Genomic DNA, 16,988 nt, shown 5'->3' on the forward strand with positions numbered 1-16,988 from the left:
CGCCGACACCCAGGTCCTCCCGTTCTACTCGGCCGGACGGTAGAGCAACGATGGGGCCACCATACGCCGAGGGTCCGACATCCTTTCCTCGATTATCGGCCTTCCGAGCTGTTTTCACTTCCCCCGGACAATGCGGCGGAGTTTCTGGACTCGCGGGCCGATCTCACGTTCGTTGCCGTGGTCGGTGGGGGTGTAGTAGTCGCGGCCGACGAGGTCGTCCGGCGGGTATTGCTGGGCGAGGACTCCGTCCGGGTCGTCGTGGGGGTATCTGTAGCCCTGGGCGTTGCCGAGTTTGGCGGCGCCCGCGTAGTGGCCGTCGCGCAGATGCGGGGGGACCAGACCGGCTTTGCCCGCGGAGATGTCGGACATGGCGGCGCCGAGGGCGGCCGGGACCGCGCCGGACTTCGGGGAGGTGGCCAGGTGGATGGTGGCGTGGGTCAGGGTGAGCTGGGCTTCGGGCATGCCGATCAGCTGGACCACCTGGGCGGCCGCGACGGCGCTCTGCAGGGCCGTCGGGTCGGCCATGCCGATGTCCTCGCTGGCGGAGATGACCAGGCGGCGGGCGATGAAGCGGGGGTCTTCACCGGCGCTCATCATGCGGGCCAGATAGTGCAGGGCCGCATCGACATCGGAGCCGCGGATGGACTTGATGAACGCGCTGACGACGTCGTAGTGCTGGTCGCCCGCGCGGTCGTAGCGGACGGCCGCCTTGTCGACGCTGGCTTCGACCAGGTCGACGTCGACATTGCCGTCGAGCGAGGATTCGGCCGAGGCTTCGAGCGCGGTGAGGGCGCGGCGGGCGTCACCACCCGCGATGCGGACGATGTGGTCGAGCGCCGCCTCGGTCACCGTGTACTCGCCGCCGAAGCCCCGCGGGTCGTCGATGGCGCGTTGCAACACCTGGCGGATGTCGGCGTCGGTGAGCGATTGCAGTTGCAGGACCAGCGAGCGGGACAGCAGCGGCGAGACGACCGAGAAGGACGGGTTCTCCGTGGTCGCGCCGACGAGCAGCACGATGCGGTTCTCCACCGCCGCCAGCAGTGCGTCCTGCTGGGTTTTGGAGAAGCGGTGTACCTCGTCGATGAACAGGACGGTTTGCTCGCCGACGGTCAACCGGCGGCGCGCCAGATCGATGACGGCACGGACCTCCTTCACACCCGCCGACAGCGCCGAGAGCGCCTCGAAACGGCGGCCCGTGGCCTGCGAGATGAGCGATGCGAGGGTGGTTTTCCCGGTGCCGGGCGGTCCGTACAGCAGCACCGAGGCCGCACCCGAACCCTCCACCAGCCGGCGCAGCGGCGAACCCGGCCCTAGCAGATGCTGCTGCCCGACAACCTCTTCCAGCGATGCCGGGCGCATGCGCACCGCGAGCGGCACCGAATCGCCCGCGCCCCGGAACTCGACGCGGCCCCGCCCGTCCGACTCCCCGGCGGCCTGCCCGGGTACGTCGAACAGTCCATCGGTCATGCCCACACCTCGTTAGGAGCATGCAGGTAGAAGATGTGTTCGGTCATGATGGCGACGGTACCGCGCACCTCCGACAACTCCGCACGGGTCACGCATCGAGGCGCCAACCACGGGTGAACTCGGGAAGAACCCTTCGGCAAAACTGGACGGTCGCCCAAAAAGCGCGCTGTTTCGACTTGCTTAGTGCCCGGTAATCGACTGAGATCAATAGTCGTGGCTGAAAACACGGTTGTTTCAGATTCCGCGGCACCGGGATCGCTGGGTCGACGGACGCTCCTCAAGGGCAGCGCCGCCGCTGCCGCCGCGACCACACTGCTAGCGGCCGCCCCGGCACGCGCCCAGGGCGCGGTATTCCGGCACGGCGTCGCCTCGGGCGATCCGCTACCGACCGGTGTCATCATCTGGACCCGCGTCACCGTCGCCGAGGACGCCACCCCCGGATCGGGCGTCGGCGCCGCCACTCCCGTGCGCTGGGAAGTCGCGGCCGACGAGGCGTTCTCCTCGCCTACCGCGTCCGGAACCGTAACGGCCACAACCGATTCCGACCACACCGTGAAGGTCGACGTATCCGGCCTGGCCCCGGGCCAGGTCTACTACTACCGCTTCTCCGCACTCGGCGAGACCTCCCCCATCGGCCGCACCCGCACCGCCCCGGCCGACTCCGACACTCCCGACCGCCTGCGCTTCGGCGTGGTGTCGTGCTCCAACTGGGAAGCCGGATTCTTCAGTGCCTACCGCCACCTCGCCACCCGCGGCGACCTGGACGCGGTCATCCACCTCGGCGACTACATCTACGAATACGGCCGCGGCAAGTACGGCGGCCGCAGCGGCGCGGTCCGCGGGCACGATCCGGTCAACGAGATCGTCACCCTCGCCGACTACCGAATCCGGCACGCGCAGTACAAAACCGACCCCGACCTGACCACCCTGCACGCCCTGGTCCCCTTCATCTGCACCTGGGACGACCACGAGTCGGCCGACAACTCCTGGTCCGGCGGCGCCAACCACCACGACCCCGCCGTCAACGGCCCCTGGCCGGCCCGCCGCGCCGCCTCCGCCCAGGCCTACCTGGAGTGGATGCCGGTCCGCGCCAAAGGCTCCGGCGACGAAGTCCAGATCTACCGCCGCCTGCGCTTCGGCACGCTCGCCGAACTGTCCATGCTGGACCTGCGCAGCTACCGCGACGAAGAGGTCACCCCCGGCGCAGGCTGGCGCAATGTCGACAACCCCGCCCGGACCCTCACCGGAAAAGCCCAAATGGATTGGCTGACAGCCGGTTTGGCATCAGCCCCAGTGCGCTGGAAACTGATCGGCAATTCCGTAATGGTCGCCCCACTGGTTTTCCCACCCCTCGACCCGGCACAGAGCAAGGCCATCACCGACGCCCTGGGCCTCCCGCAATCGGGCGTCCCGGCGAACGCCGATCAGTGGGACGGCTACACCGCCGACCGCCGCAAACTCTTCGCCACCCTCACCGACAACCAGGTCTCCGACGTGGTGTTCCTGACCGGCGACATCCACTCCTCATGGGCCTCGGACCTCCCGGTCGAAGCCGCCACCTACCCGGCGGGCCCAACCGTCGGCGCGGAATTCGTCGTCCCATCAGTCACTTCCTCCAGCATCGGCGAGATGCTGCGGGCCGCCCCCCGCACGGCAGCGGTCCCCCTCGAAGAGTCCATCAAGGGCGTCAACCACCACATGCGCTACGTAGAGCTGGAGTCCCACGGCTACGGCGTACTCGACGTAACCGCCGAACAGACCCAAATGGACTGGTTCTACGTCCTGAACGTAGAGGACCCGAACACCGGTATCCGCCACGGCGCTTCATTCGCAGTCCGCTCAGGCGGCCGCCTCGAACCCCGCCCCACCCCCGTGCTCTAAACCACTTCGAGCCCATCGCCCCAGTACCTCAGGGTGAACGCCGAGCGCAGCGAGGCAAGCCCGAAGCAGTGCGGCACCGGGGAAGCGAAGCGCCCCCGGTGCCCATCCCGACTATTCAGACCAACGCTCTTCGAGCATCGCCGACACCTCGTCGGCGAAGTCGCCGATGATGTCGTCCCCTGTGCACCGCGCATCTTCTGCCAGCGCCGCCCAGCGATTGATCAACGCCTCCGACCGCGGCACCGACAACCCATGTTCCCGAGCCGCAGCAATCCGCGCATGATCAGCAGGCAGGAACCAATAGGTGCTCAGCCACACCCAAATCAACCGAGCTTCCAGAATCCGCTCGGCAAGCACGGTGTCGTCAGCAAGCGCCGGCCACACGCCGACAACCTCGGAGCGCCACGCCTCCACCATCTGCCGCCCACGATCCCGTGCGAGCTCGAAATCGCACAGGCAGCCCGGGAAGGACACCAGCGCGTACGCGATGTCGAGGGTGGCGTCGCGGAAGCCGCCCCACTCGTAGTCGAGGAAGCGTGCGCCCTCCTCGTTGAGGATGACGTTGTCAGGGCACAGATCCGACGGGCTGAATGCCCGGAACCGTCCGGCGGAGAACAGCCGGTTGCCGCGCACGATGAGTTCGGCGATTTCGCCGGGCACCTCGATGCCGAGTTCGCGCCGCAGCATGCCGGGCACCTCGGCGATCGCGGTTTCGGCCTGCTCGGCGATTCCGTCGACCCGGTGCATCACGTCGACGCGGCGCAGCAGCGCCACGAAGTCGGCTTCGCGTCCGACGGTGGCCGCGTGCATCCGGCCGAGCGCCTGCGCGAAGGCCATCATCGCGTTGCGGGTGGCCGGTTCGGCGCCGGATTGCAGCTGCTGGGTGAGCAGCGAGTTCTCGCCGAGGTCGCTGAGGATCAGCAGGCGTTCCGGGAGGCTGTGCGCGATGAGGTACGCGCCCGGGCGCTGGTCGCGGCTGAGGGCGGTGGTGAATTGGTAGGAGACGGCTTCGCGTAGGAATGCCGAATCGATGCTGGCGACGCCCGGTGCGAGGCCGCCGGTGCGGCGTTCGTCGGCGTTGCCGCGCACCTGTTTGACGATCAAGGTGCGAGGCAGCGAGAAGGAGTTCTCTGAAACGCGCACACGTAGGACTGTCGTCCTACCACTACCGCTGAGTTCCATCGGATCGCTCAGCTTTACCGGAGCACCCATTCGCTTTGTGAGCAATTGCTGTGCTGCGGACACGACTTCGGCGGCGCGTTCGGCCAATAGTGCGGTCATCGCCTCTCAAGCTACTCGCATGGGGTCACTTCTAGCGAGCGGTTACACAACCTTTCCGCGTCGCTCGGCGTGTCTGTGTCGTGGTTGCCGGAGCTGCGCTGTCTGCTTGACACGAGGTGCGTCCGTCCGGTTTTCTCATCCTGAACTGTTGTGCGCCACACCGCAAACCAGTTGCGCCGGAAAGGTCGACGACAATGACCGACACACCGCATTCCGCTCCCCGGGACCCCGCGAAGGAACCCACCGGCGACGCGCCCGAGTCAGGGGGTGGCGAGGCGCAACCGCAACCCGGGCAAAGCGGGCACGGTAGGCACGAGCTGCCAGGCGCTGCCGGCTACCCGCAATTCGGCGGGCCGGGCGCGGCGCAGTACGGCAACGAACCTGTGGAGCCGCCGCCCGATGTGGGCCGGCAACCAGAGCAGGGTTATCCGCCGCAGCAGCAAGGCTTTCCACCGCAGCAGGGTTATCAGCCCCAACCGGGTTATCCGCCGCAGCAGGGTTATCAGCCGCAGCACGGCTACCAGCCGCAACCGGGCTACGGTCCGCCGGGAGCTCCTCCGCCGCCCGGCTACGGCCCGCCTGGGGGCATGCAACCACCACCCGGCGCCATGCCGCCTCCGGGTCAGCAACCACCTCCCGGGCAGCAGCGGCCCGCCGGTCAACCGACCTACGGCTACCAGGCGCAAGCGCAGGAGCGGCCGACCGGCCTCGACGTCGGCGCCGCCCTGGGTTACGGCCTGGACCGGTTCCGCGCGAATATCGCGCCGTGGCTTGGCATTACGGCGGTCGGTTTCGCCATCTACCTGGTGTTCTGGCTGATCGTGGTGCTCTTCGAGCCGAATTCGGTGCTGGTCCTGACGGTCCTGTTCCTCGCGGTGATGGCGGGGCTGTGGCTGCTGCAGGCGGCGATGGTGCGCGGCGCGCTGTACGAAACCGACGGCACGCCACCGGCTTTCGGCTCGTTCTTCCAGTTCGGCAATGCGGGCAACGTCTTGCTGACCGCGCTGATCGCCTTCGCCGCCACCTTCATCGGCCTGGCGTTGCTGGTGCTTCCCGGCATCATCATCGGGTTCCTGTGCATGTTCGCGCTGCACTACGTCATCGATCAGGATCAGGGTCCGATTCAGGCGATCAAGTCCAGCGCGCGCCTGGTCATGGCCAATGTCGGGCCGTGTCTGCTGCTCGCCCTGGCGGTCATCGTGATCACCTTCCTGGGCGCGCTGCTGTGCGGTTTCGGCCTGCTCGCCGCGGCGCCGATCGCCGTCATCGCGATGACCTACGCCTTCCGCGTACTCACCGAAGGCACCCTCGCACCCTCCCGATAAGCAAAAAGAACTCCGCCCCGCACTCTTGTGAGCGCGGGGCGGAGTTCCGGGTTGCGGGCCGAGTTACTCGGCGGCCTTGCCCTTTTCGTCGTCCTTCTTCTTGTCTCCCGGCTTGAAGTCCAGCCCGGCTTCCTTGCGCTGCTGCGGGGTGATCGGCGCCGGCGCGTCGGTCAGCGGGTCGACACCGCCGCCGCTCTTCGGGAATGCGATGACATCGCGGATCGAGTCGACACCGGCCAGCAGCGCGGTGATGCGGTCCCAGCCGAAGGCGATGCCGCCGTGCGGCGGGGCGCCGTAGGCGAAGGCGTCGAGCAGGAAGCCGAACTTCTCCTGCGCCTCGTCGTGGCTGATGCCCATCACCTTGAACACGCGTTCCTGGACATCGCGGCGATGGATACGGATGGAACCGCCGCCGATCTCGTTGCCGTTGCAGACGATGTCGTAGGCGTAGGCCAGTGCCGAACCCGGGTCGGTGTCGAAGGTGTCGACCGACTCCGGCTTGGGCGAGGTGAACGCGTGGTGCACCGCGGTCCAGGCCGAATGACCCAGCGCCACATCGCCGCTCGCGGTGGCGTCGGCGGCGGGCTCGAACATCGGTGCGTCCACGATCCACACGAACGCCCACGCGTTCTCGTCGATCAGGCCGCACTTGCGGGCGATCTCGCCGCGCGCCGCACCGAGGATCGCGCGGCTGGCCTTCACCTCACCGGCGGCGAAGAAGACGCAGTCGCCCGGCGCGGCGCCGACGTGCTTGGCCAGGCCCTCGCGCTCGGCCTCGGACAGGTTCTTGGCGACCGGGCCGGTCAGCTCACCGTTCTCGCCGATCAGCACGTAGGCCAGACCGCGCGAGCCGCGCTGCTTGGCCCACTCCTGCCAGGCGTCGAGCTGACGTCGCGGCTGGCTCGCGCCACCGGGCATCACGACCGCGCCGACATACGGCGACTGGAACACCCGGAACGGGGTGTCCTTGAAATACTCGGCGCACTCGGTGATCTCGACCTCGAAGCGCAGGTCCGGCTTGTCGGAGCCGTAGCGGCGCATGGACTCCGCGTAGGTCATGTGCGGGATCGGGGTGGTGATGTCGTGGCCGATCAGCTTCCACAGCGCGACCAGGATTTCCTCGGCCAGCAGGATGACATCGTCTTGGCGCACGAAGCTCATCTCGATGTCGAGCTGGGTGAATTCGGGCTGACGGTCGGCGCGGAAGTCCTCGTCGCGGTAGCAGCGCGCGATCTGGTAGTAGCGCTCGATGCCGCCGACCATGAGCAGCTGCTTGAACAGCTGCGGGCTCTGCGGCAACGCGTAGAAGCTGCCGGGCTGCAGGCGAGCGGGCACCAGGAAGTCGCGGGCGCCCTCCGGGGTGGACTTCGTCATCGTCGGGGTCTCGACCTCGACGAACTCGTGGCCGGCCAGGACGGCGCGCGCGGCGGCGTTGGCCTTGGAGCGCAGCCGCATGGCGTGCGCCGGGCCTTCGCGGCGCAGGTCCAGGTAGCGGTACTTGAGGCGGGCCTCTTCACCGGGCTGCTCGTCGAGCTGGAACGGCAGCGGGGCGCTCTCGTTGAGCACCTCCAGTTCGGTGACGTTCACCTCGATCTGACCGGTGGGCAGCTCGGGGTTCTCGTTGCCATCGGGCCGCTGCTCGACCACACCGGTGACCCGGACACAGAATTCGGCGCGCAGCTTGTGCGCCTGCTCGGCCGCCGCGCCCTCACGGAACACTGCCTGCGCGACGCCCGAAGCATCGCGCAGATCGATGAAGATCACGCCACCGTGGTCACGCCGCCGGGCCACCCATCCGGTGAGGGTGACGGTCTGACCGGCGTGCTCGCTTCGCAGCGAACCAGCCAAGTGGGTGCGCAGCACGGTATTCCTTTCGACGAATGCGGATGCGCAGCCATCGTAGCGATGACGCAGGCCCAAGCCCTAATAAGGGCAGCGGCGTGAGACCGGCGCGACACGGTTGTGGTGAGTCCCGGATTGCTGGGTATCACGTGTAAAGCTGTAGGCGCTCTGGCTCCATCGCGACGAACCGCGCCCGCAACGGCCACTCGATTTACAGGAGCGACACCCATGACCTTCAACGAAGGCTCACAAATCGATCCGGACGCGGTCAGGTCCGGAGGTGGTCCCGGCCGGGGCGGGAAGATAGCGCTGGGCGGTGGCTTGGGCGGTTTGATCCTGACCGTGGTCGTCCTGCTGCTGGGCGGGGATCCCGGGTCGGTGGTCGGCGGACTGAACGGCGTGGAAGAGAGCCCCTCGGCTCCGACCGCCGGCACGCCGGAGCACTGCAAGACCGGCGCGGACGCCAACAAGTACCTGGACTGCCGGGTCGCGGCGACGGTGACCAGCCTGAACTCGGTGTGGGGCACCAAGTTTCCCGAACAGACCGGCGGCGACAAGTACGTGAAGCCGGAGGTCGTCTTGTTCTCCGGCGCCACCTCCACCGGCTGCGGCAACGCCACCAGCGAGGTCGGCCCGTTCTACTGCCCGCTCGACCAGACGGCTTACTTCGACGTCCGCTTCTTCAACGAGCTGACCACCCGTTTCGGCGCGAGCACCGGCCCGCTGGCCCAGGAGTACGTGGTCGCGCACGAGATCGGGCATCATCTGCAGAACCTGCTCGGCGATCTCGGCCGGGCGCAGCAGGATCCGAACGGCCCCGAATCCGGCGCGGTACGCACCGAACTACAGGCCGACTGCTACGCCGGTATCTGGGCGCACTACGCCGACAAGCAGCCCGCGCCGGGCGGCGGCGAGCCGCTGCTGAAGCCACTGACCGACCAGGACGTCAAGGACGCGCTGTCAGCGGCCGCGGCGGTCGGTGACGACCGGATCCAGCGCAAGTCCGGCGGCCGGGTCAACCCGGAGGCGTGGACGCACGGGTCCTCGGAGGAACGGCAGAAGTGGTTCCTGTCCGGATACAAGAGCGGCGAACTGAAAGGTTGCGACACCTTCGGCGCCAACGATCTGGGCAATCCGCCCGCCCTGCGCTGATCCGGCGCCCGCCGGAAGGCGCACTGTCACAATGATCGACACCGCAGCGCGCGGGAACTTCGGTTCCCGCGCGTTGCGCCAGTAGCGGCAACACCCGGTTCCAACGGATAGGGGTTTCCATGCGCAAGACGAAATCGGTTCTTCTCGTTCTGATCCTGTCGTTCGCGGCCGGTTCCGGCCTCGCCTCGGCCGATCCTGAGCCCGCGCCGCCGCCGGGCCCGCCGTCGCTGGCGGAGATCACCCTGACCAACATCCCGCACGGCTGGTCCGGTCGCCACGATCTGCGGCCCGAACTCGAGGTGTACCCCGACGGCCGCGCGATCAAGAAGCCCGACGCCGCCGCCATCGGCCGGGCGCCGGACGTGCCGCCGCAGCAGCTCAACGGCTCGATCCGGGCGGATGTGCTGCGCGCCGCGCAGGCCGAGATCCGGGCGCTGTCCACGGTCGATCTCGGGGAACCCACGGTGACCGACGAGAGCAAGCAGATCATCGATCTGATGCCGGAGGAGCGCGGGCAGGAAATCCATTTGATCCTGTACGCACCGGGTTTCAGCGAAGGGCTCTCCCCCGAGCAGCTGGACGGGCGGATTCGCTTCGCGGCCCTGTACCGCCGGCTGTTCGACGCCTTCGTCCAGGACTAGACCCGGACGCGACGGTGCCCCGCTCCCGAATGGGAAGCGGGGCACCGTTTTTCGTGCGTCTAGAACTGATCCTGCTCGTAATCCATACCGAGCATCTCATCGGAGTGCGTGGCGCCGATGACGTCCGGCGTCGATTCACCGAGCGGGCCGGTGAGATCGTCGTTGCCGGTCAGGCTCTGGTACGGCGTGACGTTGCGATCGTGCTCGTCGTCGTCGTTGTTGCCGCGGTTGGCGCCGGCGCCTGCCGGGTTGCCCATGAACGAGTTACCGGTACCGGCGGGTGTGGTCGCGGCGTTCAAACCGGTACCGAGACCCGTGGGCACGGTGGCCGCGCGCAACGGCGAGACCGTGCCTGGCACCCCCGAGACACCCTTCGACGCCGGGTTGCCGGTGGATGGATTCCCGGTGCCCGTCCCCGTTCTCGGCGTACCGGTCCCGGTCCGTGGTGTGCCCGTACCCAGCACACTCGTGGTGCCCGGGGTACCGGTGTTGGCGGCCGAGGGGTTCGTCGACGCGGGAGTGGTCGGCGAGGTGGACCCCGGCGAGCCGGAGCTGAGCGCGGACTGCGCCTGCGTCGCGGCTTCCTGCGCCGTGGTCGACAGCGGCTCGGCGACGTTCTGCGCCACCGTCTGGGCGACTTCCTGCACCGACGGCAAACCGCTCTGGCCGAGCAGGTTCGACAGCATCGCGTTCAGCTCTGTCGTCTTGCCGGACAGATCGCCGCGGGTGGCGTTGACGACGGACACCGCGTTGCCGAGATGCTCGGTGGCCGAGGCCACCAGGGCGGCCTGCCCGGGCGGGGTCAGGATGACCGGCGCCATCGCCACCGCCTGCGAAGCGAACGACGTTGCGATACCGGTCAACTGGGTGTTGCCGGTCTGCACCACGGCCGCGGCCTTCTGGGTCAGATCGGAGATGTCGAAGCCGCGCTGACTGGTCTCGGTGCCCTGCGTGTTGGCCTGCTGCGCGGCGGTCGTGGCCTGCTCCGAGGCGGTGCCCTCCCACAGCTGCTGGACACTGGTGATGGCGCCCTGGCCGACACCCATCGCGGATTCGATGACCGAGGAGGCGCTGCTCATGATCGCCGTCGGGTCGAGCGCGCCCATGACGCCGGAGCCGAAGCTGCTGAGCAGCTGCAGGATCGGGCTGATCAGCTGGTCGACGCCCGGCAGCGCGGACAGCGACGCGCCGTTGAGCAGCGAGTTCACCGCGGAGGCCGGGTCGCTGATCACCGAGGACAGCCCGGCGGTGTCGGCGATGGAGGCGACCTGCTTCTGCAGCTCGCCGGAGGTGAGCGCACTGGTGGCGCCGGTGAGCGCGCTGGTGGCCGCGGTCTGCGCCTGCTGTGCCGCCTCGGTGATGGAGGTCTGGGCACCGCTGAGCAGGCTCGACACGTCGGTCGGCACGGCGTTGAGCAGGTTCTGGGTGTCGGCGACAGGCTGACCGGTCAGTCCGCCGAGCCCCAGCCCGGCCGGCATGGTGCCCGCGTTCTGCTGATCCTCGGCGAGCTTGCGCGCGTAGACCAGCGCGGGCGACTCGGGTTCGGCCACCTCGGCGGGCCATTGCCCGAGCGGCACGTCCGGAATCGCCTGCTGGGTGGCCTGCACGGCCGAGACGGCCGGTTCGTGCGAGGTCGCCGCGGCGTGCTGCAGCGACTCCGAGGCCGGGATGTCCTGCGGCGCGATCACGCCGGTGTTCCCGGTATCGATTGGCTTCATGTCCCCCGCCTCAGATCTTGTTGTTCTGCACGGCCAGATTGACCGCGTTGCTGCCGTCCTGGGCGAGGTACTCCTGGGCCGCGGTCATGGCGCCTGCGGCCAGATCCGTGTACTTCGACGCGAGCTCGTTCATGTCTTTGGCCTGCAGCACCTGGGCCGCGGCGAAGCTCATCAGAAAGTCGGCGCCGATCAGGCCGAAGACCGGTGTCATCGCGGCAACGCTGGCCGCCGAGTCGACATTGGCCACCCCGAAGATCTGGCTTGCGATATTGGCGTTCTGGACGCCGAACATCCGCACCGCGTCAGTGTCCGCCGAGAGAAAATTCGTCAAGTTGGCACCCCCCAATTTGTTGTGCACATCAGTGTTTCGCCACCTAGCGTTCGAACCTGCCGCTACGGTTGGCGCTCAATATAGCCGAGAAGGCCGTCAGTTTTCGAGCCGATACAGGTGTCCGGATGCCTAACTGGAACGTGTTGCAAATTAGAACAAGTTCTATATTCTCGATCACATGAAGGTCGCAGTGACCGGCGCAGCCGGCTACCTTGGCAGTAACCTGCTCCCCCTGCTCGTCGAGGCGGGGCACGAGGTCACCGCCATCGATCGGGTCGCCCCCGAGCACCCTGATCCCCGGGTCACCTGGGTCTCCGGCAATGTGCTCGATCCCGCATCGATGCGGACCGTCCTGGCCGGCAACGAGTTGGTGTTTCACCTGGTCGCGGTGATCACACTCTCCGAGAAGAACGACCTCGCCTGGAAGGTCAACACCGAAGGCGTGCGGGTGGTGGCCGAGGCCGCGCTCGAGGTCGGCGTCCGGCGCATGGTGCACACCAGCTCCATCCACGCGTTCAACCAGTACACCTGTGGCGGTCACATCGACGAGTCCACCGTTCGCTCCACCGATGCCGCGCTGCCGGTCTACGACCGCTCCAAGTGGCAGGGCGAGATCGAGCTGCGCAAGGTCATCGACAAGGGCCTGGACGCGGTGATCTGCAATCCGACCGGCGTCTTCGGCCCGGCCGACTACTGCACGCCGCTCTCCCGGGTCAATCGCACGCTCAAAGACGCGGCGCTGGGCCGGGTTCCGGCGATGATCAGCGGCGGCTTCGACATGGTCGACGTGCGTGACGTCGCACTCGGCCTGACCCTCGCCGCGCAGAGCGGGCGCACCGGCGAGAACTACCTGCTCGGCAGTGAAATGGTGACCACCATGGAGCTGTGCCGGATGTCGGCGAACTTCAACGGCAAAAAGGGCCCGCGATTCCTCATCCCGGCCAAGCTGGTCGCAGGCGCCATGCCGGTGCTGGAACCGATCGGCAAGCTGCTCGGCGCGGAGGTGCTCTCCAAAGCTGCGCTGGGCGCGATTGTTTCGGCCCCGATCGTCGATCACGCCAAGGCCACCAAGGAACTCGGTTACCAGCCGCGTTCCACCGAGGACACGGTGCGTGACCTGGTCGCTTTCTTCAACGATCCGGCCGCCTTCGCCCCGAAGGACACCCGCCGCATCGCTTGACACTTCTTAGAACACATGTTCGACTGAGGGGGTGCGGTGGCAGAACCAGACCCTGGACGCCGACGACGGCGCATTGCCCGGTCTCGACCGGGCCGGGTTCGTGCGCACCGTGCAAACTCCCGAATTCGAAGGCATCACCTTTCACGAAGTGCTCTGCAAGAGCGCGCTGAACAAGATGCCGGAAAGTTCGAACCTGCCGTTCGGGTGGACGATCAACCCGATGCGCGGCTGCTCGCACGCGTGCCGGTACTGCTTCGCCCGCCCCACACACGAATATCTGGATCTGGACGCCGGCCGGGATTTCGACGCGCAGATCGTGGTGAAGACCAATATCGCCGCGGTGCTGCGCAAGGAACTAGGCCGGCGTTCCTGGCATCGGGAGCCGGTGGCCCTGGGCACCAACACCGACCCGTATCAGCGCGCCGAGGGCCGATATCGGTTGATGCCGGGCATCATTCGCGAGCTGACTCGCTCCGGCACGCCGTTCTCCATCCTCACCAAGGGCACGCTGCTGCGCCGGGATCTGCCGCTGCTCACCCAGGCCGCGCACGAGGTGCCGGTGAGTGTGGCGGTCTCGATCGCGATCTACGACCTGGAGCTGCACCGCGGCCTGGAGCCCGGAACTCCCTCGCCGCGTGCGCGTTTGGAGATGGTCAAGGCGCTCACCGACGCCGGGTTCGACGCGAATGTCATGGTGGCGCCGGTGATTCCGCATCTCACCGACAGCCGGGCCCATCTCGACGAACTGTTCGGCGAGATCGCCGCGGCGGGCGCGACCTCGGCGGTGGCGTTCCCGATGCATTTGCGCGGCGCCACCCGCGGCTGGTTCCTGGAGTGGCTGGCCCGCGAGCATCCGGCGCTGCTGCGCCGCTACCGGCAGTTATACGGGCGCGGCGCCTACGTGACGCCGGAGTATGCGGCGTGGTTGCGCGAGCGCCTCGGCCCGCTTTTGCAAAAACACGGCCTGACAAGGGAAACCACGCTACCGTCGGCAGCCGAAACCAAGCCGGAGCACATCGCCGATCCGCAGCTCACCCTGTTCGCCTGAAGCGGTTCCCAGGATCGGAGTACTTTGGCCAATGGCACCCGTCTATGACGAGGAAGTGACGCAGGCCGATGGCGCAGTGGACCCACCCGGCGGACCAAAGCGATGCCGCCGCAACGAAATTGGAAAAGGTTGTGATCCGGTTCGCCGGTGACTCCGGTGACGGCATGCAGCTCACCGGCGACCGATTCACCCATGAGGCCGCCGCATTCGGCAACGACCTCGCCACCCAGCCCAATTTCCCCGCCGAGATCCGCGCACCCCAGGGCACGCTGCCCGGTGTGTCGTCGTTCCAGATCCAGATCGCCGACTACGACATCCTCACCGCGGGCGATCAGCCTGATGTTCTCGTTGCGATGAATCCGGCTGCGCTGAAGGCGAATCTGGAGGATCTGCCGCGTGGCGCGACGGTGATCGTGAACACCGACGAGTTCAGCAAGCGCAACCTGTCCAAGGTCGGCTATCCCGCCGATCCGCTCGACGACGGCACGCTCACCGATTTCGTGGTGCACCGGGTGCCGATGACCTCGCTGACCATGGGCGCCACCGAATCCGCCGGCGTCGGCAAGAAGGACGGGCAGCGCGCGAAGAACATGTTCGCCCTCGGCCTGCTGTCCTGGATGTATGGGCGGCCGATCGGCGGCACCGAGCGGTTCCTGCGGGAGAAGTTCGGGTCGAAACCGGAGATCGCCGAGGCGAACGTGCTGGCGTTCCGGGCGGGCTGGAACTACGGCGAGACCACCGAGGCATTCGCCACCACCTATCGGATCGCGCCCGCGACGCTACCGCCGGGCACCTACCGGCAGATCACCGGAAATACCGCGCTCGCCTACGGATTGGTGACGGCGGGTCAGCTGTCCGGGCTGGAGGTGTTCCTCGGCACCTATCCGATCACCCCCGCTTCCGACATCCTGCATGAGCTGAGCAAGCACAAGAACTTCGGTGTGACCACCTTCCAGGCCGAGGACGAGATCGCCGGAATCGGTGCGGCACTGGGTGCTTCGCTCGGCGGGGCGCTGGGCGTCACCTCCACCTCCGGGCCCGGGCTCGCGCTGAAGAGCGAAACGATCGGGCTCGCGGTGATGACGGAGCTGCCGCTGGTGATCGTCGACGTCCAGCGCGGCGGGCCCTCCACGGGTCTGCCGACCAAGACCGAGCAGGCGGATCTGTTGCAGGCGCTCTACGGCCGCAACGGTGAATCCCCGGTCGCGGTGCTCGCGCCGCGCTCCCCCGCCGACTGTTTCGCGACCGCGGTGGCGGCGGCCCGGATCGCGCTCACCTACCGCACGCCGGTGCTGCTGCTGTCCGACGGCTCGATCGCGAACGGCTCTGAGCCGTGGTCGATTCCGGAAGTCGGGTCGCTGGAACCGATCGATCCGGGGTTCACACCGGAAGGTTCCGAAGATTTCCAGCCCTACGCGCGCGACCCGGAAACCCTGGCCCGCCCGCTGGCGGTGCCCGGCACCAAAGGCCTCGCGCACCGGATCGGCGGGCTGGAGAAGGCCGACGGCAGCGGCAACATCTCCTACGAACCGGCCAATCACGAACTCATGGTGCGGTTGCGGCAGGCCAAGATCGACGGGATCACGGTGCCCGACCTCGAAGTCGACGATCCGGACGGGCGTGCCGAACTGCTGCTCATCGGCTGGGGCAGCTCCTACGGACCGATCGGTGAGGCGTGCCGGCGCGCCCGGCGGCGTGGGGTGCCGGTGGCGCAAGCCCATCTGCGGCATCTGAATCCGTTGCCGCCCAACCTCGGTGAGGTGCTGCGGCGCTACCGGACCGTGGTCGCGCCGGAGATGAACGGCGGCCAGCTGGCACTGCTGCTGCGCGGGAAGTATCTGGTGGACGTGCGGCCGTGGACCAAGATCGCGGGCACCGCGTTTTCCGCGCAGGAACTCGTCGGCGTCATCGATGCCGCGCTGGACGGGTCGATCGAAGACATGGAACACGACAAGGCGTTCACCGCGCGAGCGCGCGCCACGTATATCGCGACCGGGGGTAACGCATGACTATTACCGAAACCTCGCTTGTCGGCACCGATCTGGGGCTCACCGGCTTGTCCGGTGTGCCCGCCGCCGACGGCCCGCAGAAGGTCAAGGACTTCACTTCCGATCAGGAGGTGCGCTGGTGCCCCGGCTGTGGTGACTACGTCATTCTGGCGACCGTCCGCGGTTTCCTCGCCGAACTCGGCTTGCGCCGGGAGAACCTGATGTTCGTCTCCGGGATCGGCTGCTCCAGCCGCTTCCCGTACTACCTCGACGCCTACGGCATCCACTCCATCCACGGCCGCGCCCCCGCCATCGCCACCGGGCTCGCGGTGACCCGCCCGGATCTCTCGGTGTGGGTGGTGACCGGCGACGGTGATGCCCTCTCGATCGGCGGCAATCACCTCATCCACGCGTTGCGCCGCAACGTGAACATGACGATTCTGCTGTTCAACAACCGGATCTACGGCCTCACCAAGGGCCAGTATTCGCCGACCTCGGAACCGGGCAAGGTCACCAAGTCGACGCCGATGGGTTCGGTGGACCACCCGTTCAACACCCTGTCGGTCGCCCTCGGCGCCGAAGCCTCCTTCGCCGCACGGGCTTTGGACTCCGATCGGGCGGGGCTGACCGAAGTCCTGCGGGCCGCCGCCGAACACCGCGGCACCTCGTTCGTGGAGATCCTGCAGGACTGCCCCATCTACAACGACGGATCCTTCGATGTGCTGCGCAAAGGCGACGCCGAATCCCGGCTGATCCCGCTGCACGACGGACAGCCCATCCGCTTCGGCGCCGACGGTGAATTCGCCGTGGTCCGAGCGGGATTCGCGCTCGCCGTGGCGCGGACCGCGGACGTCGAGGAATCCGAGATCGTCGTGCACGACCCCTACAACGACAACCCGGAATACGCCTACGCCCTGTCGCGCCTGTCGGACCAGGATCTGGGCCACGTCGTCACCGGTGTCTTCCGCGCGGTCACCCGGCCGACCTACGACGATGGTGTCCGCGCCCAGGGAGCGGCGGCCCGCGAACGCAAGCCTGTCGGCCCCGACTCGCTGCAGTCCCTGCTCACCGGTACCGAGACCTGGACTGTCGGAGCGTAATCCGCGACGCGAGTTGTTCAACCGGCCCGTGCAG

The 16,988-nt window shown here is 67.7% G+C and carries 13 protein-coding genes; 8 read left to right on the forward strand and 5 right to left on the reverse strand.

Features of this window, described 5'->3' with window-relative positions; all coding sequences use genetic code 11:
- Positions 1 to 114: 114 nt before the first annotated feature.
- Positions 115 to 1,467 (reverse strand): replication-associated recombination protein A, encoded by a 1,353-nt coding sequence (locus IBX22_RS04115; RefSeq protein WP_194814036.1) that lies wholly within the window; start codon positions 1,465 to 1,467, stop codon positions 115 to 117.
- Between the two features lie 213 nt (positions 1,468 to 1,680).
- On the opposite strand from IBX22_RS04115, the gene IBX22_RS04120 reads away from it, so the two are divergent.
- Entirely contained in the window at positions 1,681 to 3,348 is a 1,668-nt protein-coding gene (locus IBX22_RS04120; protein WP_309234415.1) for an alkaline phosphatase D family protein, read from the forward strand.
- 111 nt (positions 3,349 to 3,459) lie between these two features.
- On the opposite strand, the gene IBX22_RS04125 is transcribed toward IBX22_RS04120, so the two are convergent.
- Positions 3,460 to 4,629, reverse strand: coding sequence for a phosphotransferase family protein (locus tag IBX22_RS04125; protein WP_194814037.1), 1,170 nt, complete (start codon positions 4,627 to 4,629; stop codon positions 3,460 to 3,462).
- A 194-nt stretch (positions 4,630 to 4,823) separates the two neighbouring features.
- On the opposite strand from IBX22_RS04125, the gene IBX22_RS37260 reads away from it, so the two are divergent.
- Positions 4,824 to 5,954 carry a hypothetical protein gene (locus tag IBX22_RS37260; protein WP_228538177.1) on the forward strand — a complete coding sequence of 377 codons (1,131 nt, stop codon included), beginning with the start codon at positions 4,824 to 4,826 and terminating at the stop codon, positions 5,952 to 5,954.
- Between the two features lie 63 nt (positions 5,955 to 6,017).
- Here IBX22_RS37260 and aspS read toward each other — a convergent pair whose 3' ends face one another.
- Positions 6,018 to 7,817: an aspartate--tRNA ligase gene (aspS, locus tag IBX22_RS04135; protein WP_194814038.1), complete on the reverse strand. Its 1,800-nt coding sequence runs from the start codon at positions 7,815 to 7,817 to the stop codon at positions 6,018 to 6,020.
- A gap of 207 nt (positions 7,818 to 8,024) precedes the next feature.
- Between aspS and IBX22_RS04140 the strand changes: the two genes are divergently transcribed.
- Together IBX22_RS04140 and IBX22_RS04145 are read left to right on the forward strand one after the other, a co-directional pair.
- Entirely contained in the window at positions 8,025 to 8,948 is a 924-nt protein-coding gene (locus IBX22_RS04140; protein WP_194814039.1) for a neutral zinc metallopeptidase, read from the forward strand.
- 119 nt (positions 8,949 to 9,067) lie between these two features.
- A complete protein-coding gene (locus tag IBX22_RS04145) occupies positions 9,068 to 9,589 on the forward strand; it encodes a hypothetical protein (protein ID WP_194814040.1) in 522 nt (173 codons plus the stop codon).
- A 59-nt stretch (positions 9,590 to 9,648) separates the two neighbouring features.
- Here the strand turns inward: IBX22_RS04145 and IBX22_RS04150 are convergent, their stop codons facing one another.
- Positions 9,649 to 11,307, reverse strand: coding sequence for a hypothetical protein (locus IBX22_RS04150; protein ID WP_194814041.1), 1,659 nt, complete (start codon positions 11,305 to 11,307; stop codon positions 9,649 to 9,651).
- A 10-nt stretch (positions 11,308 to 11,317) separates the two neighbouring features.
- A complete protein-coding gene (locus tag IBX22_RS04155; RefSeq protein WP_228538178.1) occupies positions 11,318 to 11,638 on the reverse strand; it encodes a type VII secretion target in 321 nt (106 codons plus the stop codon).
- Between the two features lie 178 nt (positions 11,639 to 11,816).
- Between IBX22_RS04155 and IBX22_RS04160 the strand changes: the two genes are divergently transcribed.
- From IBX22_RS04160 to IBX22_RS04175, 4 genes are all read left to right on the forward strand, one after another.
- Positions 11,817 to 12,818 carry an NAD-dependent epimerase/dehydratase family protein gene (locus IBX22_RS04160; RefSeq protein ID WP_194814042.1) on the forward strand — a complete coding sequence of 334 codons (1,002 nt, stop codon included), beginning with the start codon at positions 11,817 to 11,819 and terminating at the stop codon, positions 12,816 to 12,818.
- 31 nt (positions 12,819 to 12,849) lie between these two features.
- On the forward strand, positions 12,850 to 13,866 hold the full coding sequence (locus IBX22_RS04165; protein WP_194814043.1) for an Rv2578c family radical SAM protein: 1,017 nt from the start codon (positions 12,850 to 12,852) through the stop codon (positions 13,864 to 13,866).
- A 68-nt stretch (positions 13,867 to 13,934) separates the two neighbouring features.
- Positions 13,935 to 15,875 (forward strand): 2-oxoacid:acceptor oxidoreductase subunit alpha, encoded by a 1,941-nt coding sequence (locus tag IBX22_RS04170; RefSeq protein WP_194814044.1) that lies wholly within the window; start codon positions 13,935 to 13,937, stop codon positions 15,873 to 15,875.
- Positions 15,872 to 16,954, forward strand: coding sequence for a 2-oxoacid:ferredoxin oxidoreductase subunit beta (locus IBX22_RS04175; protein WP_194814045.1), 1,083 nt, complete (start codon positions 15,872 to 15,874; stop codon positions 16,952 to 16,954). The genes IBX22_RS04170 and IBX22_RS04175 overlap by 4 nt, the downstream gene beginning before the upstream one ends.
- The last annotated feature ends 34 nt before the right edge of the window (positions 16,955 to 16,988 follow it).

The sequence above is a fragment of the Nocardia sp. XZ_19_385 genome (genome assembly GCF_015355755.1).
Lineage (GTDB): Bacteria > Actinomycetota > Actinomycetes > Mycobacteriales > Mycobacteriaceae > Nocardia.